Here is a 22,982-nt window from a genome sequence, read left to right as displayed (position 1 = left end):
CGAGCCCACCGCCGTCGACGCCGCGCCATGCCCCAGCCCGCCGATTCCGCCGCCCGCTCCCGCGTCCCCCCGAAGGACCAGCCACTGGTGGACGACATCCGACTGCTGGGCCGCATCCTCGGCGACGTGATCCGCGAGCACGAAGGCGAAGCGACGTTCGAACTGATCGAGCGCATCCGGCAGCTGTCGGTGGCCTACCGGCGCCATGCCGACCAGCGTGCCGACCGGCAGCTCAAGGCGCTGCTGCAGGGCCTGAGCGACGCGCAGGCGGTCAGCGTCATCCGCGCCTTCACCTACTTCAGCCACCTGGCCAACCTGGCCGAGGACCGCCACCACGTGCGCCGCCGCGAGGTGCACGAACGCGCCGGCCATGTGCAGCCCGGCAGCCTGGCGCACACCTGGAAGCGGCTGCAACGCCGCGGCGTGGCCAGCGCGCAGGTGGCGCAGGCGCTGCGGCACGCCTACCTGTCGCCGGTGCTGACCGCGCACCCGACCGAGGTGCAGCGCAAGAGCATCCGCGACGCCGAGGCGGCGATTGCCGAGCTGCTGCGCGAGCGCGACGCCATCCGCGCACAGGCCACCGCGGCCGGCAACCGCCGCGGTGACCGCGTGCTGGCGCGCAGCCTGGCAGCCAACGAAGCCGCGCTGCGCGCGCGCATCACGCAGCTGTGGCACACGCGGCTGCTGCGCTTCACGCGCCTGACGGTGGCCGACGAGATCAGCAACGCGCTGGCCTACTTCGAGCGCACGTTCATCGGCGAGCTGCCCCGCCTGTACGGCGAGCTGGAAGCGGCGCTCGGCGAACGCGTGCCGCCGTTCCTGCGCCTGGGACAGTGGACCGGCGGCGACCGCGACGGCAACCCCAACGTCGACGCCGGCACGCTGGAGCTGGCGCTGCAGCGCCAGGCCGACCTGATCCTGCGCCACTACCTGCGCGAGGTGCACGCGCTGGGCGCGGAGCTGTCGCTGTCGGCGATGCTGCTGCCGCCCCCGCCGGCGCTGCAGGCGCTGGCGGCGGCCTCACCAGACCGCAACGCGCACCGCGAGGATGAGCCCTATCGCCGCGCCCTGATCGGCCTTTACGCCCGGCTGGCCGCCACCCTGCGCGAGCTCACCGGCGGCGAGGCCGCGCGCCATGCGGTGGCGCCGTCCGACCCTTACCCGTCGGCGGAGGCGTTCGTCGCCGACCTGCGCGTGCTGGACGAGGCGCTGGTGGCGCAGGGCTGCGCGGCGCTGGCCGAGCCGCGCCTGCGCCCGCTGCTGCGCGCGGCGGAGGTGTTCGGCTTTCACCTGGCGACGCTGGACCTGCGCCAGAGCAGCGACCAGCACGAACTGGCGGTGGCCGAGCTGCTGGCCGCCGCGGGGCTGGAGCCCAACTATCGCGCGCTGCCGGAGGAGGCCAAGCGCCAGGCGTTGCTGGCGGCGCTGGCGGACCCGCGACCCCTGCGCATCCCGGAGCGGGCCTACTCGCCGGTCACCGAGCGGGAGCTGGCGGTGTTCGCCGCCGCGCGGCGCGCGCGCCGGCGCTTCGGTGCCGCCGCGATCCGCCACGCCATCATCAGCCACACCGAGGCGGTCAGCGACCTGCTGGAGGTGCTGCTGCTGCAGAAGGAGGCCGGCCTGCTGCACGGCGCCTGGGGGCACGACGCGCGCGCCGAGCTGATCGTCGTGCCGCTGTTCGAGACCATCGAGGACCTGCACCAGGCCGCCACCATCATGGCCGACTACTACGCCATCCCGGCGGTGGCGCAGCTGGTGGCGCACGGCGGGCCGCTGGAGTACGGCGAGCAGGACATCATGCTCGGCTACTCCGACAGCAACAAGGACGGCGGCATCGTCACCAGCAACTGGTGCCTGTACCAGGCCGAGGTGGCGCTGGCGGCGCTGTTCGACCGCCTGGCCACCACGCTGCCGCGGCCGGTGCGCATGCGCCTGTTCCACGGCCGCGGCGGCACGGTGGGCCGCGGCGGCGGACCGAGTTACGAGGCGATCCTGGCGCAGCCGGCCGGCACCGTGCGCGGTCAGCTGCGCCTGACCGAGCAGGGCGAGGTGATCGCCTCCAAGTACGGCCACCCGGACATCGGTCGGCGCAACCTCGAGACGCTGGTGGCCGCGACGCTGGAGGCCACGCTGCTGCCGCCACGCCAGCCGGTGCCGCGCCGCTACCTGCAGGCCGCCGAGGCGCTTTCGCGCGCCAGCATGGCGGCCTACCGTGAGCTGGTCTACGGCACACCGGGCTTTGCCGACTACTTCTTCGCCGCCACGCCGATCCGCGAGATCGCCGAGCTCAACATCGGCTCGCGCCCGGCTTCGCGCACCGGCACGCAGCGCATCGAGGACCTGCGCGCGATCCCCTGGGGTTTCAGCTGGGGCCAGTGCCGCCTGACGCTGCCGGGCTGGTACGGCCTGGGCAGCGGGGTGGAGGCGCTGCAACGCGACATGGGCAAGGAGGCGGCGCTGGCGCTGCTGCGCGAAATGCACCAGCGCTGGCCGTTCTTCGCCACGCTGCTGAGCAACATCGACATGGTGCTGGCCAAGAGCGACCTGGCACTGGGCGCCCTGTACGCGCAGCTGGTGGAAGACCGCGCGCTGCGCCGGCGCGTCTTCGGCGCCATCGAGGCCGAATGGCAGCGCACGCACGCGGCGCTGGAAGCCATCACCGGCCACGCGCAGCGGCTGGCCGCCAACCCGGCGCTGGCGCGCTCGATCGCGCACCGTTTCCCTTACATCGACCCGCTGCACCACCTGCAGGTCGAGCTGATCCGCCGCTACCGCGCCGGCAACCACGAGGAAAAGGTCAAGCGCGGCATCCACCTGTCGATCAACGGCATCGCCGCCGGCCTGCGCAACACCGGCTGATCCCCATGACGACGCCCCGCCGCAAGCTGCCCATCGGCATCCAGACCTTCGCCAAGATCCGGCGCGAGGGGCATTACTACGTCGACAAGACGCCGCTGATCGCGCGTCTGGCCGAGCAGGGCGGCGCCTACTTCCTCTCGCGCCCGCGCCGCTTCGGCAAGAGCCTGCTGCTGGACACGATCGCCTGCGCCTTCGAAGGCCGCCGTGAGCTCTTCGACGCGCACGACGGCGCCGACGGCAGCGCCCCGCGCGAGAAACTGTTCCTTGCCGACCACTGGGACTGGGCCAGGCCGCACCCGGTGATTCGCCTGAGCTTTGCCGAAGGCCGGCTGGAGAAGCGCGAGGAACTCGAGCGCCACATCCGCCGCCAGCTGCGCGAGCAGGCGCAGCGCTTGGGCGTGGCGTTGGAAGACCCCGAGGACATCCCCGGCAGCTTTGCCGACCTCATCACCCGCACCGCCGAAGCCCACGGCAGCCAGGCCGTGGTGCTGGTCGACGAATACGACAAGCCCATCCTCGACAACCTCGAGACGCCGGAGGTCGCCCGCGCCATGCGCGAGGGCCTGCGCAACCTCTACAGCGTCATCAAGGGCAGAGACGCCGACCTGCGCTTCGTGCTGCTGACCGGCGTGTCCAAGTTCAGCAAGGTTTCCATCTTTTCGGGCCTGAACAACCTGCGCGACATTACCCTTTCGCCCGAGTACGGCACGCTCTGCGGCTACACCGACGACGATATCGACACGGTGTTTGCGCCGGAGCTCGAGGCCGCCGCAGCCGAGGGCCAGCCGCTGGACCGCGAGGAGATCCGCCGCTGGTACAACGGCTACCGCTGGGGCCCGGTGAGCGTCTACAACCCGTTCGACGTGCTGCTGCTGCTGGCCGAGCGGCAGTTCCGCGCGCACTGGTTCGAGACCGGCACGCCGACGTTTCTGGTGCACTGGCTGCGCGGCAAGGGGTTCTTCACGCCGCGGCTGGAGCGCATGCTCGCGGAAGAGGATTTGCTGTCGGCCTTCGATGTGGACGACATCGCCGTGGAGGCGATGCTGTGGCAGACCGGCTACCTGACGATCCGGCGCGTGGAGGACTGCGGCGGGCTGCTGAGCTATGAGCTGGGCGTGCCCAATCGCGAGGTGCGCGGCGCGCTCAACCGCGCGCTGCTCTACTTCGGCTGGTACCCGGCCGAGCAGCGCCAGTTGCTGCAGCCGCGCACGCTCTACCATGCGTTGCTGCAGGCCGACACCGACGCGCTGCGCGCGCACTTCCAGCGCCTCTACGCCAGCATCCCGCACGACTGGGTGCGCGCCAACCCCATCGCCCGGTACGAGGGCTACTACGCCAGCGTCTTCTACAGCCACTTGGCCAGCCTCGGCCTGGACATCGTGCCGGAGGAGGTCTCCAACCCGGGCCAGTGCGACCTCGTCATCCGTCACGCCGGCCGCGCCTGGGCGATCGAGTTCAAGGTGGTCGACGGCGAGGAGCCCACCGGCGAGGCCATGCGCCAGCTCAAGGCCCGCGACTACGCGGCCAAGCACCGCGGCGCGCCGGGCATCACGGAAGTGATCGAGCTGGGCGTCGAGTTCAGCCGTGCCAAGCGCCAGATCGTGGGGTGGGAGGTGGCGCGCACGCCCGGCGTCAAGGAGAACGACCATGCTTGAACGCATCCAGGCCTGTCTTCCGTCCCTGCCCGCGGCCGAGCAGCGCGTGGCGCGGCTGGTGCTGGAGGATCCGCGACGCTTCGCGCAACTGCCCGTGGGTGAACTGGCCGCGCTGGCCGGGGTCAGCAAGCCCACCGTGCTGCGCTTCTGCCGCAGCCTCGGCTATGAGGGGCTGACTGATTTCAAGCTCAAACTGGCCGGCACGGTCAGCGAAGGCGTGCCCTACATCCACCGCAGCGTCGACGAGGGCGACGACGTGCCGGAGGTCGCGGTCAAGGTCATCGACAACACCGTGGCGGCGTTGCTGAAGTTCCGCAACGAGCTGTCACCTGCGGCGCTGCGCCAGGCCGTGCAAGCGCTGGAGCAGGCCTGGCGCGGCCGCCACCGCATCGAGCTGTACGGCGTCGGCAATTCCGGCGTGGTGGCGCTGGACGCGCAGCACAAGCTGTTCCGCCTCGGCGTCAACTGCCGGGCGTTCGCCGACGGTCACCTGCAGGTGATGAGTGCCGCGCTGCTCAAGCCCGGTGACGTCGCCCTGGTGTTCTCCAACTCCGGGCGCACGCGCGACCTCATCGACGCCACCGACGTGGCGCGCAAGAATGGCGCCACCACAATCGCGGTGACGCGCACGCGCAGCCCGCTGGCGCTGACCGCCGACATCCATCTCGCCGCCGACCACGCCGAGCGCTATGACCAGGACATGCCGATGCTGTCGCGCCTGGTCCACTTGGTGCTGGTCGACGTCCTCGTCACCAGCCTGGCGCTGCGCATGGGCGCGGCCCAGGTGCAGCCGCTGCTCAAGGCGGTCAAGGCCCAGATCAGCAGCAAGCGCTATGCCTGAGATTCCCAGCCTCCCTCCCGACCTTACCCTGGCCTTCATCGGTGGCGGCAACATGGCCACCGCCCTGATCGGCGCGCTGGTGCGCAGCGGCCAGCCCGCCGCACGCGTGCTGGTCGTCGACCCCGGCGAGGCGGCGCGCACGCGCCTGCAGCGCGACTGGGGCGTGACCACCCTGCCGACGCCCGACGCGCGGCTGCAGGCCGCTGGTCTGGTGGTGTGGGCGGTCAAGCCGCAGCAGTTCCGCGAGGCCGCGGTGGCCGCCGCCCCGTTCGTCGGCGGCGCGCTGCAGCTCAGCGTCGCAGCCGGCATCCGCTGCGCCAGCATCGCCGCCTGGACCGGCGCGGCGCGCATCGTGCGCAGCATGCCCAACACGCCGGCGCTGGTGGGTCGCGGCATGACCGGGCTTTACGCCACCGCACAGGCCACGGCGGCCGACCGCGCGCTGGCCGAGGCGGTGATGGGCCTCACCGGCGCGCTGCTGTGGGTCGAGGACGAGGCGTTGCTGGATGCGGTCACCGCGCTGTCCGGCTCCGGCCCCGCTTACGTGTTCTACCTGCTGGAGGCGATGCGCGAAGCCGGCACGGCGATGGGCCTGACGCCCGAACAGGCGCTGACGCTGGCCATCGAGACGTTCGCCGGCGCGGCCGAGCTGGCGCGCCAGGCCGGCGAGCCGCCGGAGACGCTGCGCGCGCGCGTCACTTCCAAGGGCGGCACCACCGCCGCGGCGCTGGAGGTGCTGCAGGCGCGCGACGTGCACGGCGCCTTCGTCGCGGCGCTGCAGGCGGCGCGGCGGCGCGCCGCCGAGCTGGCCGACGAGTTCGGCCGCAGCGACTGACGGCATCCGCACCGCCGGGGCCGCGCGGCGGCTCAGCCCCCCAGCGCCAGCTGCAGCGCCAGGCCCGCGAACAGCGCCGCCCCCAACCAATGGTTGAGCCGGAAGGCGGCGAAACACCCCTCGCGCGTGCGGTCGCGGATCAGCCGGGCGTGCCACGGCACCTGCGCCGCGGCGGCGGCCACGCCGGCGGCGAACCACGGCCCGCCGGCGTGCGGCCACACCAGCGCCGTCCACAGCACCAGGTGCAGCGCGTAGAACGCCAGCACTGCCGCCACGTCCCAGCGGCCGAGCGTGATCGCCGAGGTCTGGATGCCGATGCGCAGGTCGTCGTCGCGGTCCACCATCGCGTACTCGGTGTCGTAGGCCAGTACCCAGAACAGGTTGGCCACGAGCAGCCCCCAGGCCAGCGCCGGCACCTCGCCGCGCACCGCCGCGAATGCCATCGGGATGCCGAAGCTGAACGCCACGCCCAGCACCGCCTGCGGCATGGCGAAGAAGCGCTTGGTGTACGGGTAGAACACCGCCACCGCCAGCGCCGCGAACGACCACGCCACCGCCGCGGCGCTGGTGGTCAGCACCAGCGCGAAGGCCACCAGCGCCAGCGCCGCGCCGACCGCCAGCGCCTCGCGCGCGCTGAGGCGGCCGCTGGTCACGGGGCGCTGGGCGGTGCGCTTGACGTGGCGGTCGAACTCGCGGTCGGCCACGTCGTTGACGCAGCAGCCGGCGCTGCGCATCAGGATGGTGCCGGCGACGAACACCAGCAGCAGGTGCCAGCCGGGCCAGCCACCGGCGGCCAGCCACAGGGCCGACAGCGTCGGCCACAACAGCAGCAGCCAGCCTGCCGGGCGGTCCCAGCGGATCAGGTCCAGGTACAGCGCCAGGCGCGCGCGCCACGGCAGCGGGGCGGGCAGCGAGCCGCTCATCGGTTCTCCTCCTCGATGCGTCAGGTCAGGCGCCGGCACCCGCGCAGCTCGCAGGCGTAGACTGCGTTGCGCAGCGCCGCGATCGCCTCGTAGCGCGTGAAGCTGCGCCGCCACACCAGCACCACCCGCCGCGACGGCGGCTCGCCGGCCAGCGGAACGTAACGCACGTAGGCCTGCACGCCGTCGGGTGGGGCGACGCTCGGGCCGCCCTCGCCGGGCAGCGCCCCCTTGGGCACCGACAGGCGCGGCACCAGCGTCACGCCCATGCCGGCGGCCACCATGTGCTTGATCGTCTCCAGCGACGAGCCCTCGAAGCTCTTCTGGATGCCTTCGGCGCTGTCGGAGAAGCGCGCAAACTCCGGGCAGACTTGCAGCACGTGGTCGCGGAAGCAGTGCCCGTTGCCGAGCAGCAGCATGGTTTCGCGCTTGAGCTCCTCCACCGTGACCTCGGCGCGCGCGGCCAGCGGGTGGTCGCGCGGCACCACGGCGACGAACGGCTCGTCGTACAGCGGCGCCACCGCCAGGTTGGCGTCCGGAAACGGCTCGGCCAGGATCGCCGCGTCGATCTCGCCCAAGCGCAGCTGCTCCAGCAGCTTGGCGGTGAAGTTCTCCTGCAGGATCAGCGGCATCTGGCGCGCGCGCTCGATCACCTGCCGCACCAGGTCGGGCAGCAGGTACGGCGCGATGGTGTAGATCAACCCCAGCCGCAGCGGACCGGCCAGCGGATCCTTGCCGCGCTTGGCGATCTCCTTGATCGCAGCGGCCTGCTCCAGCACCACCTGCGCCTGGCGCACGATCTCCTCGCCCAGCGGCGTGACCGTCACCTCGGCTGCGCTGCGCTCGAAGATCTTGACCTCCAGCTCCTCCTCCAGCTTCTTGACCGCCACCGACAGCGTCGGCTGCGAGACGAAACAGGCCTCGGCCGCGCGGCCGAAATGGCGTTCACGCGCCACGGCGACGATGTACTTCAGTTCCGTCAGGGTCATCGGCGACTCTCTCGCACAGGCGGCGATTATCGGTTCAAGCCTTCAGATAGTCCATGCACGCCCCCAGCCAGCGCTGCACGTGCGCCTGCGCCCGCGCCGGCTCCTGCCGCCACACTCGCGGCGCCCAGCGCCGCGCCCATTCCAGGATCGGCTCGTCCTGCTCCAGATCCGCGAAGCGCAGCATCGGCATGCCGGACTGGCGCGCGCCGAGGAACTCGCCGGGGCCACGGATCGCCAGGTCGCGCCGCGCGATCTCGAAGCCATCGGTGGTCTGGGCCATCGCGCGCAGCCGCTCGCGCGCCGTTTCGCTCAGGCGCCCGTCCTCGCCGGGGCTGTAGAGCAGCACGCACACCGAAGCCAGCGCGCCCCGGCCGACGCGGCCGCGCAGCTGGTGCAGCTGGCTCAGGCCGAAGCGCTCGGCGTGCTCGATGACCATCAGCGAGGCGTTGGGCACGTCCACGCCGACCTCGATGACGGTGGTGGCCACCAGCACGGCCACCTGCCCGGCGGCAAACGCCTCCATCACCGCCTTCTTCTGCGCCGCCGGCAGGCGTGCGTGCAGCAGCCCGACGCACACCGGCTGGCCGGCGGCGTCGCGCACATCCTGCAGCGCCGCGGTCAGCTCGGCGTGGGTGGCGGTGGCGGCGCGCAGGTCCAGCGCCTCGCTGTCCTCCACCAGCGGGCAGACCCAGTAGACCTGCCGCCCCTGCGCCACCTGCGCGCGGATGCGCTCGATCACCTCGGCGCGGCGTGCCGCGGCCACCAGCTTGGTGACCACCGGCGTGCGCCCGGGTGGCAGCTCATCGATCGTGGAGACGTCCACGTCGCCGAAGGCGGCCATCGCCAGCGTGCGCGGGATCGGCGTGGCGCTCATCATCAGCAGGTGCGGCTCCAGCCCCGCGGCTTCGGCGCCGGTCTTGGCGCGCAGCGCCAGCCGCTGCGCCACCCCGAAGCGGTGCTGCTCGTCGACGATGGCCAGCCCCAGGCGCGCAAACGTCACCTGCTGCTGGATGACGGCGTGCGTGCCCACCACCAGCGCCGCCTGCCCGGCCTCGATGGCCTGCAGCGCCGCGCGGCGCGCCGCGCGCGGCTGCGCGCCGGTCAGCCACGCCACCTGCAGGCCGCGCGGCGCCAGCAGCGGCTGCAGCCACTGCACCAGCTTGCCGAAGTGCTGCTCGGCGAGGATCTCGGTGGGCGCCATCAGCGCGCACTGCCAGCCGGCCTCGATCGCGTGCGCCGCCGCCAGCGCCGCCACCACCGTCTTGCCGCTGCCGACGTCGCCCTGCAGCAGGCGATGCATCGGCTGCGCACGCCGCAGATCGGCCACGATCTCGGCCACCACGCGCTGCTGCGCGGCGGTAAGCGCAAACGGCAGCGCGGCCTCGAGCTGCGCCGGCAGACCACCCGCCGCGGCCTGCAGCACCGGCGCGCGCAGCCGCGCGCGCGCCTGGCGCGCCTGCCACTGCGCCAGCTGCTGCGCCAGCAGCTCCTCGGCCTTCAACCGCAGCCACGCCGGGTGGCGCCGGTCCTGCAGGGCCGCAGGCGGCGTGCCGGCCGGCGGCTGGTGCAGGAAGTGCAGCGCCTCGCGCAGCGTCCACACGCGCCCGGCCGCGCCAGGCAGCTCGGCCAGCGCCTCGGCCGGCACCGTTTCGTCCCAGCGCACGCGTGGCAGCGCGCGCGCGATCACCGCGCGCAGATAGGCCTGCGGCAGACCGGCGGTGGTCGGATAGACCGGCGTGAGGCCCTGCGGCAGCGGCGCATCCGCCTTCAGCAGCCGCGGATGCACCATCGTCCAGCCCGCCCAGCCGCCGCGCAGCTCGCCGTACGCGCGCACGCGCGCGCCGGGTGCCAGCATCTGCCGCTGCGCCGGGTAGAAGGTGAAGTAGCGCAGCGTGACGTGGACGCCCTCGGCGCTGACGAGGCGCGCCACCAGCTGGCGGCGCGGGCCGGGCTGCACCTCGCAGGTCAGCACCGTACCCTCCACCAGCGCCTCCTGGCCATCGCGTGCCTGCGCCAGCGGCGTCACGTGCGTGAAGTCCTCGTAGCGCAGCGGCAGATGCAGCGCCAGATCCTCCGGCCGCACCAAGCCGAGCCGGCGCAGCGCCCGCTGCGGCCCGCTGGCGGCTGCCCCGGCTTCGTCACGCGGGCGGTCGGACTCGGCGGTGGCGGCGCGGCGCGGCATGCGGCGATGCTAGCACCCAGGGGTCGGCCCCGGGGGCGCGCCCGGCCTCAGGTGCGCGCCGGCACGCCCGCGTCGGCCGCCGGCCACTCGATGCGGTCGCGTCCGGCGCGCTTGGCGCGGTACAGCGCCGCGTCGGCCCGCGCCAGGCACGCCGCCCACGGCTCGCCGGCGACGTGCAGCGCCACCCCGGCCGAAAACGTCACCGGCACCTCGCCGGCGCGCACGCGCTCGGTCACCGCGACGCGCAGCCGCTCCAGCAGCGCCTGCACCGCCCCCCGCTCGCCGTGCGGCAGCCACAGCACGAACTCCTCGCCACCGAGCCGGTAGAGCCGGTCGGTCTTGCGCAGCACCGCCTGCGCCACGCTGGCGAACTGGCGCAGCACCGCATCGCCGCCATCGTGGCCGAGGCGGTCGTTGATCGCCTTGAAATGGTCCAGATCGACCACCACCAGTGCGCCCACGCTGGCGCCGCGGGCAGCCTGCGCCAGCTCCAGTTCCAGCAGCCGGCGGTTGCCCACGCCCGTCAGCGCATCCAGCAGGCTCAGCGTGCGCCAGGCGGCGATGTGGCGCTGCGCCTGTTGCGCCACCACGTAGCCCAGCAGCGCCGTCAGCAGCGCGGTGAAGACGAAGAACGGCAGGCCCTCGCTGCCGCCCAGCTCGCTCCACGACAGCCCGGCCGCGCCGGCCACCGCCAGCGCGCCGAGCAGCATGGCGGCGCGCGGCGGCACCAGGAAAAACAGCATCAGCACGCCGGGGTAGGTCCAGAACAGCGCCGCGAAGCGCGCCGCTACGCCAATGGCCCAGATACCCCCGACGATGGCCAGCGCCACCACCCAGCCCGGGGCGCGCGTGTCGCCGGTGCGCCAAGCGTAGCCGGCCGCCGCGCTGAGCAGCACCGACAGCACCAGGTCGTTGGCCATCGCCACCCAGTTGCCCTGCCAGGCGCGGTAGACCGCAAACGGCAGCAGCCACACCACCGCCACCAGCACGCCCAGCACCAGCACCCCGAGCGTGTAGTCGGCGCGCACGCGCCCCCACAGCGCCGCCCAGCCGGTGGCGTTCGCGTTCGCGGCCGGGGCGGCGTGGGGGGTGGGTGGAGGTCGCAGCGGGTGGTGCATCGGTCAGCTCCCTGACGAACGTTCGTTCTCGGTGATCGTAGCCCAGTGCGCGCGGCCTTGCCCTGCCTTGACCCGATGGCCGCGGGAAAACCCTAGAAAGGCGCGGCCTGGGCGCGGCGCCATCGGCGCACCTGCGACAATCACGTCCTTGCTGACTTGGCACGGGCCCGTCCGGCCCTCGAGCGACATGACGACCCCTCCCCCCGCCGCCGCACCGGGGCGCACCTGGACCACCAGCGACTTCGACTTCCACCTCCCGCCGGAGCTGATCGCCCAGCACCCGGCGCCCGAGCGCAGCGCCGCGCGCCTGCTCGACGGCCGCGGCTGGCCGCCGGCGGACCGCATCTTCCGCGAGCTGCCGGGGTTGCTCGAGCCGGGCGACCTGCTGGTCTTCAACGACACGCGGGTGATCAAGGCGCGCCTGTACGGCGAGAAGCCCACCGGCGGGCGGCTGGAGCTGCTGGTGGAGCGGGTGCTGGCCGACGGCGAGGTGGTGGCGCACATGAAGGTGAGCAAGAAGCCCGCCCCCGGCACCGTGCTGCGCATGGCGCCGCAGGCCGACGGGCAGCCCGCCTTCACCGCCACGCTGCTGGGCCGCTGGCCCGAGGCCGACGGGCCGCTGTTCCGGCTGCGCTTTTCCGACGACCCCTACGCCCTGATGGAGCGCCACGGCCACGTGCCGCTGCCGCCCTACATCGAGCACCCCGACACCGCCGAGGACGAGCAGCGCTACCAGACGGTCTTTGCCCGAAATCCCGGTGCGGTGGCCGCGCCGACCGCGGCACTGCACTTCGACGAGGCGGTGCTGGCGGCGCTGGAGGCGCGCGGCGTGCGGCGCGCCAGCGTCACGCTGCACGTGGGGGCCGGCACCTTCCAGCCCGTCAAGGGCGAGGACATCCGCGCCCACCGCATGCACCGCGAGTGGTATCGGATCCCGCCTGAGACGCTGGCGGCGCTGGAGCGCACGCGCCGCGCCGGCGGGCGCGTGCTGGCGGTGGGCACCACCACCGTGCGCACGCTGGAGAGCTGGGCGCGCAGCGGTGCCACCGAGGGCGACACCGACCTCTTCATCACGCCGGGCTTCGACTTCCGCGTGGTGGACCTGATGGTCACCAACTTCCACCTGCCGCGCAGCACGCTGCTGATGCTGGTGTCGGCGTTCGCCGGCTACGAGCATGTCATGGCGCTGTACCGCCACGCGGTCGAGCGGCGCTACCGCTTCTTCAGCTACGGCGACGCGATGCTGCTGGCGCGCGCGGGCTGTTGCGGCACGCCGGCCGCCTGAGGCGGCTTCAGCCCGCCGCCGCGCCCGGCCTGGGCAAATAGCGCACGCCGGGCAGGCCGGCGTAGTCGGCGCCCTGCGTCCACAGCGTGGCGCCGAACTCCTGCGCCATCGCCAGCATGATGGCGTCGGCCATCGCCAGCCGGTGCCGCTGCGCCACGCGCGCGGCCGCCACCGCGCGCGCATCGGTCAGGTCCAGCACGCGGCCCAGCCGCATCACGTCCAGGCAGCGCGCCACCAGCTCCTGCGGCAGGTGCCGCGCCAGCACGCGGTGCACCTCGTACAGCGCGATGCACGGGACCAGCAGGTGACGGCGGTCCTCGATGACCGGCTTGAACACGGGCCCGTTGGGACCGGCACGAAAGAACTCGATCCAGCCGGAGGAGTCGACGACGTTCATTCAGTCGAACTCCCGGTCGGGCTCCTTCGGCGGCTCCAGGTCATCGCCGAGGTCGTAGCCCTTGAGCATGCCGTAGTAGGCGCTCATCGGCGTCTCGGGCCGGATCACGAGCTCCTGGCCGCGCAGCTCGAACCGGATGTAGGAGCCAGGCCGGATGCCGAGCTTGGCCCGCATCGCGGCGGGCAGCGTGACCTGCCCCTTGCTGGACACGACGGCCTCGACGACTTCCATGGCGACTCCTTTACCGATGACGATGTAAAGCGAATTCTATGGTAAAGCATCCGCCCCCGTACAATGGCGTCCATGCTGAGCTTCGAACTGCTGGCCACCGACCCGACCAGCCACGCCCGCCGCGGCCGCCTGACGCTGACGCACGGCGTGGTGGAGACACCGATCTTCATGCCGGTGGGCACCTACGGCACGGTCAAGGGGGTCACGCCGCGCAGCCTGCTGGAGATGGGCGCGCAGATCATCCTCGGCAACACCTTCCACCTGTGGCTGCGGCCGGGGCTGGAGGTGATCCGCGCCTTCGGCGGGCTGCACCGCTTCGAGCAGTGGCCGCGGCCGATCCTGACCGACTCCGGCGGCTTTCAGGTCTGGTCGCTGGGCGCGATGCGCAAGATCACCGAAGAGGGCGTGCACTTCGCCTCGCCGGTCAACGGCGACAGGCTGTTTCTCTCGCCCGAGGTCAGCATCCAGATCCAGACGGCGCTCGACAGCGACATCGTGATGCAGCTGGACGAGTGCACGCCCTACTGGCAGGGCGACCAGCAAAGCGGCCACGTCACCACCGAGGCCGAGGCGCGCGCCAGCATGGAGCTGAGCCTGCGCTGGGCGCGGCGCAGCAAGGCCGAGTTCGAGCGGCTGGGCAACCGCAACGCGCTGTTCGGCATCGTGCAGGGCGGCATGTTCGAACACCTGCGGCAGGAGTCGCTGGAGGCGCTGGTGGAGCTGGACCTGCCCGGCTACGCCGTCGGGGGGGTGAGCGTCGGCGAGCCGAAGGAGGACATGCGCCGCATCCTGGCGCACACGCCGCACCGCCTGCCGGCGCACAAGCCGCGCTACCTGATGGGCGTGGGCACGCCGGAGGATCTGGTGGAGGGCGTGGCCTGCGGCGTGGACATGTTCGACTGCGTGATGCCGACGCGCAACGCGCGCAACGGCACCTGCTTCACGCGCTATGGCGACCTCAAGATCCGCAACGCGCGCCACAAGACCGACCCGCGCCCGATCGACCCGAGCTGCACCTGCTACGCCTGCGCGGGCACCAGCGGCGTGAGCTGGAACGACGGCGGTCGCGAGGGCTTCGCGCGCGCCTACCTGCACCACCTGGACCGCTGCGGCGAGATGCTCGGGCCGATGCTGGCCACGATCCACAACCTGCACTACTACCTGAACCTGATGCGCGAGATCCGCGCGGCGCTGGAGGCCGGCACGTTCGCGGCCTTCCGCCAGCGCTTCGCCGCCGAGCGCGCCGCGGGGGTGTGAGCCCGGCCGCGCGTCACGCCGGCGCCGCTGCGGCGGCAGCCTGCGCCTCGGCGCGCACCTCGGCGGTCAACTCCGCCAGCTGCGCCTCGTCCAGCGTCTCGCGCTGCAGCAGCGCCTGCGCGCAGCGCTCCAGCACCGCGCGGTGGCGCTGCAGGATCGCCGTGGCGCGCTCGAACGCCTCCATCACGATGCGGCGCACCGCCTCGTCGATGCGCGCCTGCGTCTCGGGGCTGCGCGGGCAGCCGCCGGCGGCCAGCCCCGGCACGTCGAGGAACGTCGGGCGCTGCGCCTCGTAGGCGATGTAGCCGAGCGACTCCTCCATGCCGTAGCGCATCACCATGTCGCGCGCGATGTCGGTGACCTTGGCGATGTCGTCCGCCGCGCCGGTGGACAGGTGCCCGAAGACGAGCTTTTCCGCCGCGCGCCCGCCCAGCAGCACCATGATCTTGCGCTCCAGCTCCTCGCGCGTCATCAGGTAGCGGTCTTCGGTGGGGCGCTGGATGGTGTAGCCCAGCGCCCCGATGCCGCGCGGGATGATCGAGACCTTGTGCACCGGGTCGCTGCCCGGCAGCGCCAGCGCCACCAGCGCGTGCCCCATCTCGTGGTAGGCGACGATCTCGCGCTCGCGCGGGTTGAGCAGCCGGTTTTTCTTCTCCAGCCCGGCGACGATGCGCTCGATGGCGGCGGTGAAGTCCTGCAGCGCCACCGCCTCGGCCCCGCGGCGCGTGGCCGCCAGCGCCGCCTCGTTGCACAGGTTGGCCAGATCCGCGCCCGAAAAGCCCGGCGTCAGCGCCGCGATCTGCTCCAGATCGACGTCGGCGGCCAGTTTGATCTTGCGCGCGTGCACGCGCAGGATCTGCACGCGCCCGGCCTTGTCCGGACGGTCGACCAGCACCTGGCGGTCGAAGCGGCCGGCGCGCAGCAGCGCCGGGTCGAGGATCTCGGGCCGGTTGGTGGCCGCCAGCAGCACCAGCCCGGTGCCGCTGTCGAAGCCGTCCAGCTCCACCAGCAGCTGGTTGAGGGTCTGCTCGCGCTCGTCGTGGCCGCCGATGGGGCCGCCGGCGCCGCGCGCGCGGCCCAGCGCGTCGAGCTCGTCGATGAAGATGATGGCCGGCGCCTTGGCGCGCGCCTGCTCGAAGAGGTCACGCACGCGCGCCGCGCCGACACCGACGAACATCTCGACGAATTCGCTGCCGCTGATGCTGAAGAACGGCACGCCGGCCTCGCCGGCCACCGCCTTGGCCAGCAGCGTCTTGCCGGTGCCGGGCGGCCCCACCAGCAGCACGCCCTTGGGCGCGCGCGCGCCCAGCCGCCCGTAGCCCTGCGGATCCTTCAGGAAGGCGACGATCTCCTGCAGCTCGGCCTTGGCCTCGTCGACGCCGGCCACGTCGGCGAACGTCACGCCGGTGTCCTGCTCGACGTAGATCTTGGCGCGGCTCTTGCCGATGCTCATGAAGCCGCCCATGCCCTGGCGCTCCAGCGCCTTGCGCACGACGAAGAACCACAGCGCGAAGAACACCAGCGCCGGCACGACCCACGACAGGATGTCGCGCAGCCAGGTGTTCTCCACCACGCGCGTGTAGGGCACCTCGTAGCGACCGAGCCGCTCGGCCAGATCCGGCTCGACGCGGTTGGCCACGATCACCGTCTTGCCGCCCGGCTCCGGGTTCTTCAGCCGGCCGGTCAGGGTCGTCTCGCCGACGATCACCTCGGCCACCTTGCCGTCGGCCAGCGCCTGCTCGAAGGCGCTGTACGGCACCGGCTCCACCGTGCGCGCGGTCTGCCACAGGTTCTGCATCCACAGCAGCAACAGCAGCGCCAGCATCCAGTAGCCGACGTTCCACGACGTCCTTGCGTCCGGCTTCATCGCCCGTTCCTCCTCGCGCGCCGCGCGCGGGCGCGCCATCGTCGACCCTTCGTCCCGGCGGACCGGCTGGCCCGCCACCTGCATCGCCGCGGCGGCGTCAGCCGCACGACGGCTCACCCAGCCGGCGCAGGCGCGCGCGCAGCCGCTCGATCTCTTCCTCCAGATCGACCACCAGGGCGGCCAGCTCCGGGTCGGCGTCGAAATGGCGCTGCAGCCACGCCAGCCTGCGCACCCGCCGCAGCACGGTGGCGTCGAAATCGTCACCCTCGGCGGTGATGCGCCCCTCCTGCCGCGCACGCTGCCACCACTGCGGTGCCACGCCGGCGGCCCGGCACAGCGCCGCCGCATCCAGTCCCGGGGTCTCCAGGCTCACTTCCACCCGCACCACTTCCAGCTCCATCAGCGGCTCCTTTCAGCCTCGGCGGCGGCCACCTTGCGCGCGTCGAAGTCGGTCAGTTCGGCGGCCATGCGCTCGTACAGCGCCTTGGCGCGCGGGTCGTAGGCGCTGGGCAGGATCACGCGCAGCTGCAGCTCCAGGTCACCCGGCTCGCGCGCCGGCAGCCCCTTGCCGCGCACGGTCAGGGTTTGCCCGCTCTGGCTGCCGGCCGGCACGCGCACCTTCAGCGTGCCGCCGTCCGGCAGCTCCACCGGCACCACCGCGCCCAGGGCCGCCTCCCAGGGCGCCAGCGGCAGCTCGGCGATCAGCGTCTTGCCCTCCAGCCGGAAGCGCGGGTGCGGCCGGATCACCACCTCCAGATAGAGGTCACCGGGCGGCTCGCCGGGGCCGCCCTGGCCGGCTAGGCGGATCATCTGCCCGGCGCGCACCCCGGCCGGGATCCTGACCTCCAGCGTGCGCGTGCGCAGCGCCAGGTGCCCGCGCTCGTCGAGCTGCGGCACCTGCAGCGACAGCGTCTTCGTGCCGCCGCGCCAGGCGTCCTCCAGATCCAGCACCACCTTGGCGTGGTGATCTTCGCCGCGCAGCGGCGCGCCGCGGCGCGGGCCGCGCGCGGCGGCACGGGCGCCGGCCATGCGGCCGAACAGCTCACTGAAGAAATCGCTGAACTCGGCCGCGTCCATCCCCTCCGGCGCGCCGTGGAACTCGAAGCCGGCATCCCAATCCGGCGGCGGCGTGAACGCCTGCCCGGCCCGACGCCCCTGCGCCAGCCGGTCGTAGGCGGCGCGCTTGTCGGGATCGGACAGCACCGCGTAGGCCTCGTTGACCTCGCTCATGCGCTGCGCCGCATCCGGCTCCTTGCTGACGTCCGGGTGGTACTTGCGCGCCAGCTTGCGGTACGCCTTCTTGATCTCGTCGGCGCTGGCGTCGCGCGCCACGCCCAGCACCGCGTAATAGTCCTTGAACTCCACCGCGGTCCTTTCCTGCCAATGACACCGCCTGTGCAAATGGGGCCCGGCGGGCGCCCTTTCAACCCGATCCGGCCCCGTCGGATACGAACACCGTCAGCACGCCGGTGTAGCCATAAAGGCGGTGGTGCGCAATCTCGCCCGCTGCAAAAAATCCGATCGCTGGCACGTCCCCCAGCGCCTGGCGAAGCAGCTGCCACTCCGCGCTCGGCGCGCCGAAGTGCGGCCCGCCGCGGCCGTTGCAGCTGATGTAGATCGCCCCGGCGACGCGACTGGCCGGATCGAGCGGCTCGTCGGCCTCGCCGGCCAGCGCCTCGCGGATCTCGGCACCGATGCGCAGCAGGTCGGCACGCGCGGCCTGGGCATGGCGCTCGCACAGCGTCCAGCCGGCCCCCACCGGCAGCGGCTCGGCCACCACCAGCGCGCGCTGCGCCGGATCCAGCCCCACCAGATGACGCACCAGCACATCTTCGCCCAGCCGCAGCGGCACACGCCCCGGCGCGGCCGCCGCCGGCGGCGGCGCGGGGCTGGGCACCACCCAGCCCACCAGCACCGTGCGCAGCCGCGCCACCACCGCCGCCAGATCGCGCCCCGCCAGGCCCAGATCCTCCAGCACCACGTCCAGCGCCGGCCGGCCGTCCAGCGCCTCCACGCGGTGGCCCTGCGCGGCGGTGACGCGCCGCAGCGGCGTGACCGCCCGCACCCCCTGCGTGACGCGCGCCACGATACCGACGTCGGGTGCAAAGGCCACGCCACTGAGCCCGCCGTGGAAGATCCCCTCCGCCGCCGTCCGCCCCTGGCCCGCCAGGCCGCCACGGCTGCTGCGCGCGATCTGCAGCGAACCCGCCCGGCTGGCCACCAGGCCGCCGAACACGTAGTGGCCCAGCGTGCGCCCGGCCAGCTCCTCGATCAGCTCGGGCAGATCCGGCACCGAGGGGTCGGCATGCACCAGCGCGGTCTGGGCGACGAAACCCTCCGGCCCCTGCGCCGGCGGCAGCGGCGCCACGCCATTGAAGACCCGGTAGCGCTGCGGCGCCAAGTCGCACAGCATCACCGCCAGGCCCGGCTCGTCGAAGTATTCGGTGGCGCCGGCGCCGATGGCCACCCCGACCGCACCGGCCCAGTCCGTCACCTGCGGCAGTGCGCCGGCCAGCCGTTCCAGCAGCTCGGGGAGATGGGCGGCATGGTGGTCGGTCGCGTACAGCAGGCCCAGCGGCCAGTCACGACCCGGTTGCCGCGCCATCTGGGCCTGCAGCTGCGCCAGCACCTGCCGGGCAGCCTGATCCCAGGCCGCATGGCCGGCGTGCGCGTGCAGGAAGCGTCTCATCGCCGCGTCCGTCGTGCCGCAGGCCTGGTCGGCGCCCCGGCGGGGGGCGCGGGCGTCTGCGCCGGGGCCGGGGCGGCCGCCGCGGGCGGGGTGGCCTGCGCCAGCTCCTGCATCGTCTGCGCCGCAATCGTCTGGAACTGCTCGGTCACGGCACGCCACCAGCGCACCGGATCGACCGCCGGCTGAGGTGCCGCAGCCGCCTCCTCCGGCGCCGGCGCCGCGGCCGCCTGCGGGTCGGCGGCCGCATCGGCGCGGCCGGCGGCCATCGCCTGCCCCATCTCCTGCAGCCCGACGTTCATCGAACGCAGCGCCGCCAGCGTCATGCGCTGCACCTGCAGCGCCTGGATCGTGGCCTGCAGCGCGCGCGCGTTCTGCTCGAGCCAGAAATGCACCGCCTGCAGGTCGCGGATGCGGCGGTCGAGCTCGTCGATGTCCAGCACCGGCGCCACCCACTGTGCCCACGGCGGCGCGGCGCCGGTCGCGCCGGATGGGGCCGCCCCGCCCGCCAGCCCCTGCAGGTAGGCAAAGCCGGGAAGGTAGCGCGCGTACGGCGCCCACGCCTGCTGCCAGGCACTGAAATCGGGGGAGGAGGTCATCCGCGTCTCTCCTGCACGGCGCCGGATCGGCGTCGCCCGTAGCATGCCACAGTCGGCGTTGACCCGGATCAAGCCCGACTCCGGCGGCCGCGCCGGCTGCCTTGGAAGGCGCCGCGTTCGGCCGCACAATCGCGCACTGACCACCGTTCGTTTTTCTTCCTTCCGGATGGCGCGACCATGACCGACATCTCCGACACCTACGCCCAGCAGCTGCAGCAGATGCGCAGCGAGCTGATCGCCCAGATCCGCGCCCGCCGCGGCGGCAAGATCGGCCGCGCCGAGGCGGCCACCGATCCGCACGAAGTGCAAAGCGGCGACTGGAACCAGTTCGACGGCGAGCGCGACCTGGAGCAGGCGCTGGACGAACGCGAGACCGCCGCGCTGCGCGACATCGACGCCGCGCTGCGCCGCATCGCCGACGGCACCTTCGGTCTGTGCGTGGACTGCGGCGCCGAGATCCCGGCCGCGCGCCTGCACGCCGCGCCGACGACGCTGCGCTGCCTGGCATGCCAGCAACGCTACGAGCGCCAGCATCCCGCCGCCGCACCGTCGTTGTGATCGCGCTGGCGGTGGCCGGTGCGCACGCGGCCGTGCTGGCCTGGCTGGCCATCGCGCCCCCCTCCGCGCTGTCCCCCGCGGGCAGCCGGCCGCTGCCCGGCTGGGTCACGGTCGCGCCCGCCGCGCCGGCGGTGCAGCCGGCATCCGCCGTCCCGGCGCCGCGCCCCCGGGGGGCGGCCAGCCGCCCGGCGGCGGCCACCCCGACCCACGCGGTGGCCCCCGAACCCGGCCCCCTTCCCGTGGAGCCCGAGCCGGCGGCAGCCGCCGCCGAGGCCGCCACCACGCCCCCCACTCCCCCGGACCAAGGGGAAAGCGGCCAAGCGGATGAGCCGCTCGCCCTCGCGGCCCGCGCCGCCCCCCCGGCCGCGCCAGCCGCCGCCGAGGCCGCCGCGGACGACCGAGCCGGCGACGCGGCTGCTCCCGGGGCGCTCGTCTGGCCGCGGCTGGCCGAATTGCGCTACGACGTCGAAGGACGCGCGCGCGGTGTGGGCTACCGCGCCGAGGCGACGCTGCGCTGGCACGCCAGCGCCGCACGCTACGAGACCGAGCTGACGCTGCGCGCCCTGTGGCTGCAGCGCGCGCAGCACAGCAGCGGCGAGCTCCTGGCCACCGGCCTGCGCCCGCAGCGCTTCGCCGACCGCGGGCGGCGCGAGCGCGTGCTCACCTTCACGTGGTCGGACGACGGCGGCCAGGCGCGGCGCGACGGTGACGAGCCCGCCCTGCCCGTGGCAGCCGGCACGCAGGACCGGCTCAGCCTGTTCGCGCAGCTGGGCGCCCTGCTGATGCGCGACGGCGCCCAGCCAGGCCAGCGCTGGACGCTGCCGGTGGCAGGTTTCGGCGGTGTGCAGCCGTGGACCTTCGAGGTGGAGGGTGACGAGACGCTGGCGATGGGGCCCGGGCCTGTGACGGCGGTGCGGCTGCGCCGCCTCGGCCATGGCGGCGGCCCCGACGTCACCCTCTGGTACGCTGCGGCCAGCTGGGGGCCGCTGCCGGTGCGCGTGCGCCTGCGCGAAACCGACGACCAGCTGGTCGATCAAACGCTGCGGGAGGGCCGGCTGGAACCGGCCCCTTGAAAAAGACACCCGCGGCCCGATATCCGGGCCAAGGAAGGCTGGCCGCCGGCAGGGTCATGCGACAGCCGGCTGGCGCGGCCAGCGCGATGCGAGGACAGTGACGCCATGCAGATGCTCTACAACTCCGACAGCTTTGCGGTGGTCCACATCCTGGCCAACGCGCAGGAGGTGGCCAGCGCTGCCAGCGGCGAAACCCCGGGGCCGGTGCTGCCGCGCCACGGCTTCGAGATCGTGGACAAGCGCTCCGGCAAGGAGGTCTACCTCGACGGTTCGTGGGCCGAGCTGTTCCAGCGCCAGATCGAGGCCTGGCAGCGCGAGCACCCGACGCAGGAAGAGGTCGAGGAGGCGCTGGAGCGCTACGCCACGCTGGCGCAGACGCCGGTGGTGGTGCACTGACGCCGCCCGCACGCCCGGCCACGGTGGCCGGGCGCCGGCGGCACGCCAGGTTTCAGTCGAACGGCCGCGGCCGCAGCGTCGCCTCGGTGGACGGCGGCAGGATCGGCAGCTGGAACACCGGCTGCTCACCGGTGAGCGTCTTCAGGAACGCCACGATCTGCGCGTTTTCCTGCTCGGTGAACTTGCGGCCGAGCTGCAGCCGGCCCATGATGTCCACCGCCTCGGCCAGCGTCCAGACCGCGCCGTCGTGGAAGTACGGGTAGGTCAGCTCGACGTTGCGCAGCGTCGGCACCTTGTAGCTGAAGCGGTCGGCGTCCTTGCCGGTGACCGCGGCGCGACCGTCGCCGGCGCCCTTGTACGGCTCGACGATGCCCATCTTCTGGAACGAGTTGCCGCCGAGGTTCGGGCCGTTGTGGCAGGCCACGCAGCCGCTCTCGTTGAACAGCTTGTAGCCGGCCAGCTCGTCCTTGGTCAGGGCGTCCTTCTTGCCCAGCAGGTACTGGTCGAAGCGCGAGTTGGGCGTCACCAGCGTCTTCTCGAACTCGGCGATGGCGTCCGTCACCATGTCGATGTCGATCTTGTCCTTGCCGTAGATCAGCTTGAACTCGCGCGCGTAGGCCGGGATCGACTGCAGCACGTCCACCGCCAGCGTGTGCTGGAACGCCATCTCGCCGGGGTTGGCGATCGGCCCGCCGGCCTGCTCCTTCAGGTCGGCGGCACGGCCGTCCCAGAACTGCGCCAGGTTCAGCGCCGAGTTCAGCACCGTCGGCGCGTTGATCGGCCCTTTCTGCCACTTGTGCCCGATGGAGGTGCTCAGGTTGTCCGAGCCGCCCATGCTCAGGTTGTGGCACGAGTTGCACGAGATGAAGCCCGACTTGGACAGGCGCGGGTCGAAGAACAGCTTCTTGCCCAGCTCGACCTTGCCGAGGTCGACCGACTTGGGCGGCTGGATCGGGGCGTAGAGGTGGTCGAACGAGCGCTCCTGCGCCACCACGGCCAGCGCGGCGGCGGCCACCGCGCCGGCCACCAGGGTCACGCGGGCGAGACGACGTTTGCGGGAGTTCATGATGAGTCCTTTCTTGGTCTTCGGATCGCCAGCCGGTGCCCATCCGGCAATGGCGAAGACCATTCTGGACTCATGGTCTTTGGGCGCGCTTGACCCCGGTCAAAAAGTCGCCCGCACCCGATATAAAACGACAATTACGATCATTGCTCGTACCTATCGGGCGCGCCC

At 72.9% G+C, this 22,982-nt stretch carries 21 protein-coding genes; 9 read left to right on the top strand and 12 right to left on the bottom strand.

The annotated features are described in order from the left end of the window. Window positions 1-27 precede the first annotated feature (27 nt). Genes ppc through proC form a run of 4 tightly spaced genes read left to right on the top strand, consistent with a single transcriptional unit; the run spans window position 28 to window position 6,190 of the window. Entirely contained in the window at window positions 28-2,859 is a 2,832-nt protein-coding gene (gene ppc, locus Tsedi_RS05900; protein WP_143894601.1) for a phosphoenolpyruvate carboxylase, read from the top strand. Window positions 2,860-2,864: 5 nt separating this feature from the next. Beyond that, window positions 2,865-4,514, top strand: a complete 1,650-nt coding sequence (locus tag Tsedi_RS05895; RefSeq protein ID WP_143894599.1) for an ATP-binding protein — start codon at window positions 2,865-2,867, stop codon at window positions 4,512-4,514. Further along, window positions 4,507-5,355 (top strand): MurR/RpiR family transcriptional regulator, encoded by an 849-nt coding sequence (locus tag Tsedi_RS05890; RefSeq protein WP_143894598.1) that lies wholly within the window; start codon window positions 4,507-4,509, stop codon window positions 5,353-5,355. Before Tsedi_RS05895 ends, Tsedi_RS05890 begins: the two co-directional genes overlap by 8 nt. Continuing rightward, a complete protein-coding gene (proC, locus tag Tsedi_RS05885) occupies window positions 5,348-6,190 on the top strand; it encodes a pyrroline-5-carboxylate reductase (protein WP_143894596.1) in 843 nt (280 codons plus the stop codon). Before Tsedi_RS05890 ends, proC begins: the two co-directional genes overlap by 8 nt. Before the next feature lie 32 nt (window positions 6,191-6,222). On the opposite strand, the gene ubiA is transcribed toward proC, so the two are convergent. The 4 genes from ubiA to Tsedi_RS05865 are packed head-to-tail and all read right to left on the bottom strand — an operon-like array spanning window position 6,223 to window position 11,399. Beyond that, the gene (gene ubiA / locus Tsedi_RS05880) at window positions 6,223-7,113 is read right to left on the bottom strand and encodes a 4-hydroxybenzoate octaprenyltransferase (RefSeq protein WP_143894595.1); all 891 of its coding nucleotides are present in this window, start codon (window positions 7,111-7,113) and stop codon (window positions 6,223-6,225) included. Window positions 7,114-7,133: 20 nt separating this feature from the next. Beyond that, a complete protein-coding gene (locus tag Tsedi_RS05875; RefSeq protein ID WP_143894593.1) occupies window positions 7,134-8,099 on the bottom strand; it encodes a hydrogen peroxide-inducible genes activator in 966 nt (321 codons plus the stop codon). 34 nt (window positions 8,100-8,133) lie between these two features. Continuing rightward, window positions 8,134-10,281 carry an ATP-dependent DNA helicase RecG gene (recG, locus tag Tsedi_RS05870; RefSeq protein ID WP_143894591.1) on the bottom strand — a complete coding sequence of 716 codons (2,148 nt, stop codon included), beginning with the start codon at window positions 10,279-10,281 and terminating at the stop codon, window positions 8,134-8,136. Between the two features lie 47 nt (window positions 10,282-10,328). After that, the gene (locus tag Tsedi_RS05865; protein WP_143894589.1) at window positions 10,329-11,399 is read right to left on the bottom strand and encodes a GGDEF domain-containing protein; all 1,071 of its coding nucleotides are present in this window, start codon (window positions 11,397-11,399) and stop codon (window positions 10,329-10,331) included. A gap of 187 nt (window positions 11,400-11,586) precedes the next feature. Between Tsedi_RS05865 and queA the strand changes: the two genes are divergently transcribed. After that, the gene (queA, locus tag Tsedi_RS05860) at window positions 11,587-12,684 is read left to right on the top strand and encodes a tRNA preQ1(34) S-adenosylmethionine ribosyltransferase-isomerase QueA (RefSeq protein WP_143894587.1); all 1,098 of its coding nucleotides are present in this window, start codon (window positions 11,587-11,589) and stop codon (window positions 12,682-12,684) included. Between the two features lie 7 nt (window positions 12,685-12,691). Here queA and Tsedi_RS05855 read toward each other — a convergent pair whose 3' ends face one another. Next, complete coding sequence (locus Tsedi_RS05855; protein ID WP_143894585.1) at window positions 12,692-13,081, bottom strand: type II toxin-antitoxin system VapC family toxin; 390 nt, start codon at window positions 13,079-13,081, stop codon at window positions 12,692-12,694. Next, entirely contained in the window at window positions 13,082-13,312 is a 231-nt protein-coding gene (locus Tsedi_RS05850) for an AbrB/MazE/SpoVT family DNA-binding domain-containing protein (RefSeq protein ID WP_143894583.1), read from the bottom strand. A gap of 72 nt (window positions 13,313-13,384) precedes the next feature. Here Tsedi_RS05850 and tgt point away from each other — a divergent pair, with 72 nt between their 5' ends. Continuing rightward, window positions 13,385-14,569, top strand: coding sequence for a tRNA guanosine(34) transglycosylase Tgt (gene tgt, locus Tsedi_RS05845; RefSeq protein WP_143894581.1), 1,185 nt, complete (start codon window positions 13,385-13,387; stop codon window positions 14,567-14,569). Window positions 14,570-14,582: 13 nt separating this feature from the next. On the opposite strand, the gene ftsH is transcribed toward tgt, so the two are convergent. From ftsH to Tsedi_RS05820, 5 genes are all read right to left on the bottom strand, one after another. After that, a complete protein-coding gene (gene ftsH / locus Tsedi_RS05840) occupies window positions 14,583-16,436 on the bottom strand; it encodes an ATP-dependent zinc metalloprotease FtsH (RefSeq protein WP_143894579.1) in 1,854 nt (617 codons plus the stop codon). A 97-nt stretch (window positions 16,437-16,533) separates the two neighbouring features. Beyond that, window positions 16,534-16,836, bottom strand: a complete 303-nt coding sequence (locus tag Tsedi_RS05835) for a MerR family transcriptional regulator (protein WP_143894577.1) — start codon at window positions 16,834-16,836, stop codon at window positions 16,534-16,536. After that, the gene (locus Tsedi_RS05830) at window positions 16,836-17,801 is read right to left on the bottom strand and encodes a DnaJ C-terminal domain-containing protein (protein WP_143894575.1); all 966 of its coding nucleotides are present in this window, start codon (window positions 17,799-17,801) and stop codon (window positions 16,836-16,838) included. The genes Tsedi_RS05835 and Tsedi_RS05830 overlap by 1 nt, the downstream gene beginning before the upstream one ends. A 58-nt stretch (window positions 17,802-17,859) precedes the next feature. Beyond that, entirely contained in the window at window positions 17,860-19,125 is a 1,266-nt protein-coding gene (locus Tsedi_RS05825; protein WP_143894573.1) for an FIST signal transduction protein, read from the bottom strand. Beyond that, a complete protein-coding gene (locus Tsedi_RS05820) occupies window positions 19,122-19,721 on the bottom strand; it encodes a PhaM family polyhydroxyalkanoate granule multifunctional regulatory protein (protein WP_143894571.1) in 600 nt (199 codons plus the stop codon). Before Tsedi_RS05820 ends, Tsedi_RS05825 begins: the two co-directional genes overlap by 4 nt. Window positions 19,722-19,898: 177 nt before the next feature. Between Tsedi_RS05820 and Tsedi_RS05815 the strand changes: the two genes are divergently transcribed. The 3 genes from Tsedi_RS05815 to Tsedi_RS05805 all read left to right on the top strand — a co-directional run bounded on the left by Tsedi_RS05815 (window position 19,899) and on the right by Tsedi_RS05805 (window position 21,748). After that, window positions 19,899-20,279, top strand: coding sequence for a TraR/DksA family transcriptional regulator (locus Tsedi_RS05815; protein ID WP_143894569.1), 381 nt, complete (start codon window positions 19,899-19,901; stop codon window positions 20,277-20,279). Then, a complete protein-coding gene (locus Tsedi_RS05810) occupies window positions 20,228-21,352 on the top strand; it encodes a DUF3108 domain-containing protein (RefSeq protein ID WP_143894567.1) in 1,125 nt (374 codons plus the stop codon). The genes Tsedi_RS05815 and Tsedi_RS05810 overlap by 52 nt, the downstream gene beginning before the upstream one ends. A 105-nt stretch (window positions 21,353-21,457) precedes the next feature. Continuing rightward, window positions 21,458-21,748 (top strand): BTH_I0359 family protein, encoded by a 291-nt coding sequence (locus tag Tsedi_RS05805; RefSeq protein WP_143894566.1) that lies wholly within the window; start codon window positions 21,458-21,460, stop codon window positions 21,746-21,748. Between the two features lie 52 nt (window positions 21,749-21,800). On the opposite strand, the gene Tsedi_RS05800 is transcribed toward Tsedi_RS05805, so the two are convergent. Further along, window positions 21,801-22,814 (bottom strand): cytochrome-c peroxidase, encoded by a 1,014-nt coding sequence (locus tag Tsedi_RS05800; protein ID WP_143894564.1) that lies wholly within the window; start codon window positions 22,812-22,814, stop codon window positions 21,801-21,803. Between the last annotated feature and the right edge of the window lie 168 nt (window positions 22,815-22,982).

The sequence above is a fragment of the Tepidimonas sediminis genome, from assembly GCF_007556605.1.
GTDB classification, from domain to species: Bacteria; Pseudomonadota; Gammaproteobacteria; order Burkholderiales; family Burkholderiaceae_C; genus Tepidimonas; species Tepidimonas sediminis.
The sequence above is the reverse complement of the archived record's forward strand: the minus strand, read 5'-3'. Positions and strand labels throughout refer to the sequence as shown.

Bases quoted from the DNA above. Each gene is read 5' to 3' on its own strand.
- Tsedi_RS05855 (WP_143894585.1), bottom strand. From the start codon at position 13,081: ATGAACGTCGTCGACTCCTCCGGCTGGATCGAGTTCTTTCGTGCCGGT.
- Tsedi_RS05800 (WP_143894564.1), bottom strand. From the start codon at position 22,814: ATGAACTCCCGCAAACGTCGTCTCGCCCGCGTGACCCTGGTGGCCGGC.
- Tsedi_RS05890 (WP_143894598.1), top strand. From the start codon at position 4,507: ATGCTTGAACGCATCCAGGCCTGTCTTCCGTCCCTGCCCGCGGCCGAG.
- ubiA (WP_143894595.1), bottom strand. From the start codon at position 7,113: ATGAGCGGCTCGCTGCCCGCCCCGCTGCCGTGGCGCGCGCGCCTGGCG.
- proC (WP_143894596.1), top strand. From the start codon at position 5,348: ATGCCTGAGATTCCCAGCCTCCCTCCCGACCTTACCCTGGCCTTCATC.
- Tsedi_RS05895 (WP_143894599.1), top strand. From the start codon at position 2,865: ATGACGACGCCCCGCCGCAAGCTGCCCATCGGCATCCAGACCTTCGCC.
- Tsedi_RS05810 (WP_143894567.1), top strand. From the start codon at position 20,228: ATGCCAGCAACGCTACGAGCGCCAGCATCCCGCCGCCGCACCGTCGTT.
- Tsedi_RS05815 (WP_143894569.1), top strand. From the start codon at position 19,899: ATGACCGACATCTCCGACACCTACGCCCAGCAGCTGCAGCAGATGCGC.
- Tsedi_RS05835 (WP_143894577.1), bottom strand. From the start codon at position 16,836: ATGGAGCTGGAAGTGGTGCGGGTGGAAGTGAGCCTGGAGACCCCGGGA.
- recG (WP_143894591.1), bottom strand. From the start codon at position 10,281: ATGCCGCGCCGCGCCGCCACCGCCGAGTCCGACCGCCCGCGTGACGAA.
- Tsedi_RS05875 (WP_143894593.1), bottom strand. From the start codon at position 8,099: ATGACCCTGACGGAACTGAAGTACATCGTCGCCGTGGCGCGTGAACGC.
- ppc (WP_143894601.1), top strand. From the start codon at position 28: ATGCCCCAGCCCGCCGATTCCGCCGCCCGCTCCCGCGTCCCCCCGAAG.
- ftsH (WP_143894579.1), bottom strand. From the start codon at position 16,436: ATGAAGCCGGACGCAAGGACGTCGTGGAACGTCGGCTACTGGATGCTG.
- Tsedi_RS05825 (WP_143894573.1), bottom strand. From the start codon at position 19,125: ATGAGACGCTTCCTGCACGCGCACGCCGGCCATGCGGCCTGGGATCAG.
- Tsedi_RS05805 (WP_143894566.1), top strand. From the start codon at position 21,458: ATGCAGATGCTCTACAACTCCGACAGCTTTGCGGTGGTCCACATCCTG.
- Tsedi_RS05850 (WP_143894583.1), bottom strand. From the start codon at position 13,312: ATGGAAGTCGTCGAGGCCGTCGTGTCCAGCAAGGGGCAGGTCACGCTG.
- Tsedi_RS05865 (WP_143894589.1), bottom strand. From the start codon at position 11,399: ATGCACCACCCGCTGCGACCTCCACCCACCCCCCACGCCGCCCCGGCC.
- tgt (WP_143894581.1), top strand. From the start codon at position 13,385: ATGCTGAGCTTCGAACTGCTGGCCACCGACCCGACCAGCCACGCCCGC.
- queA (WP_143894587.1), top strand. From the start codon at position 11,587: ATGACGACCCCTCCCCCCGCCGCCGCACCGGGGCGCACCTGGACCACC.
- Tsedi_RS05820 (WP_143894571.1), bottom strand. From the start codon at position 19,721: ATGACCTCCTCCCCCGATTTCAGTGCCTGGCAGCAGGCGTGGGCGCCG.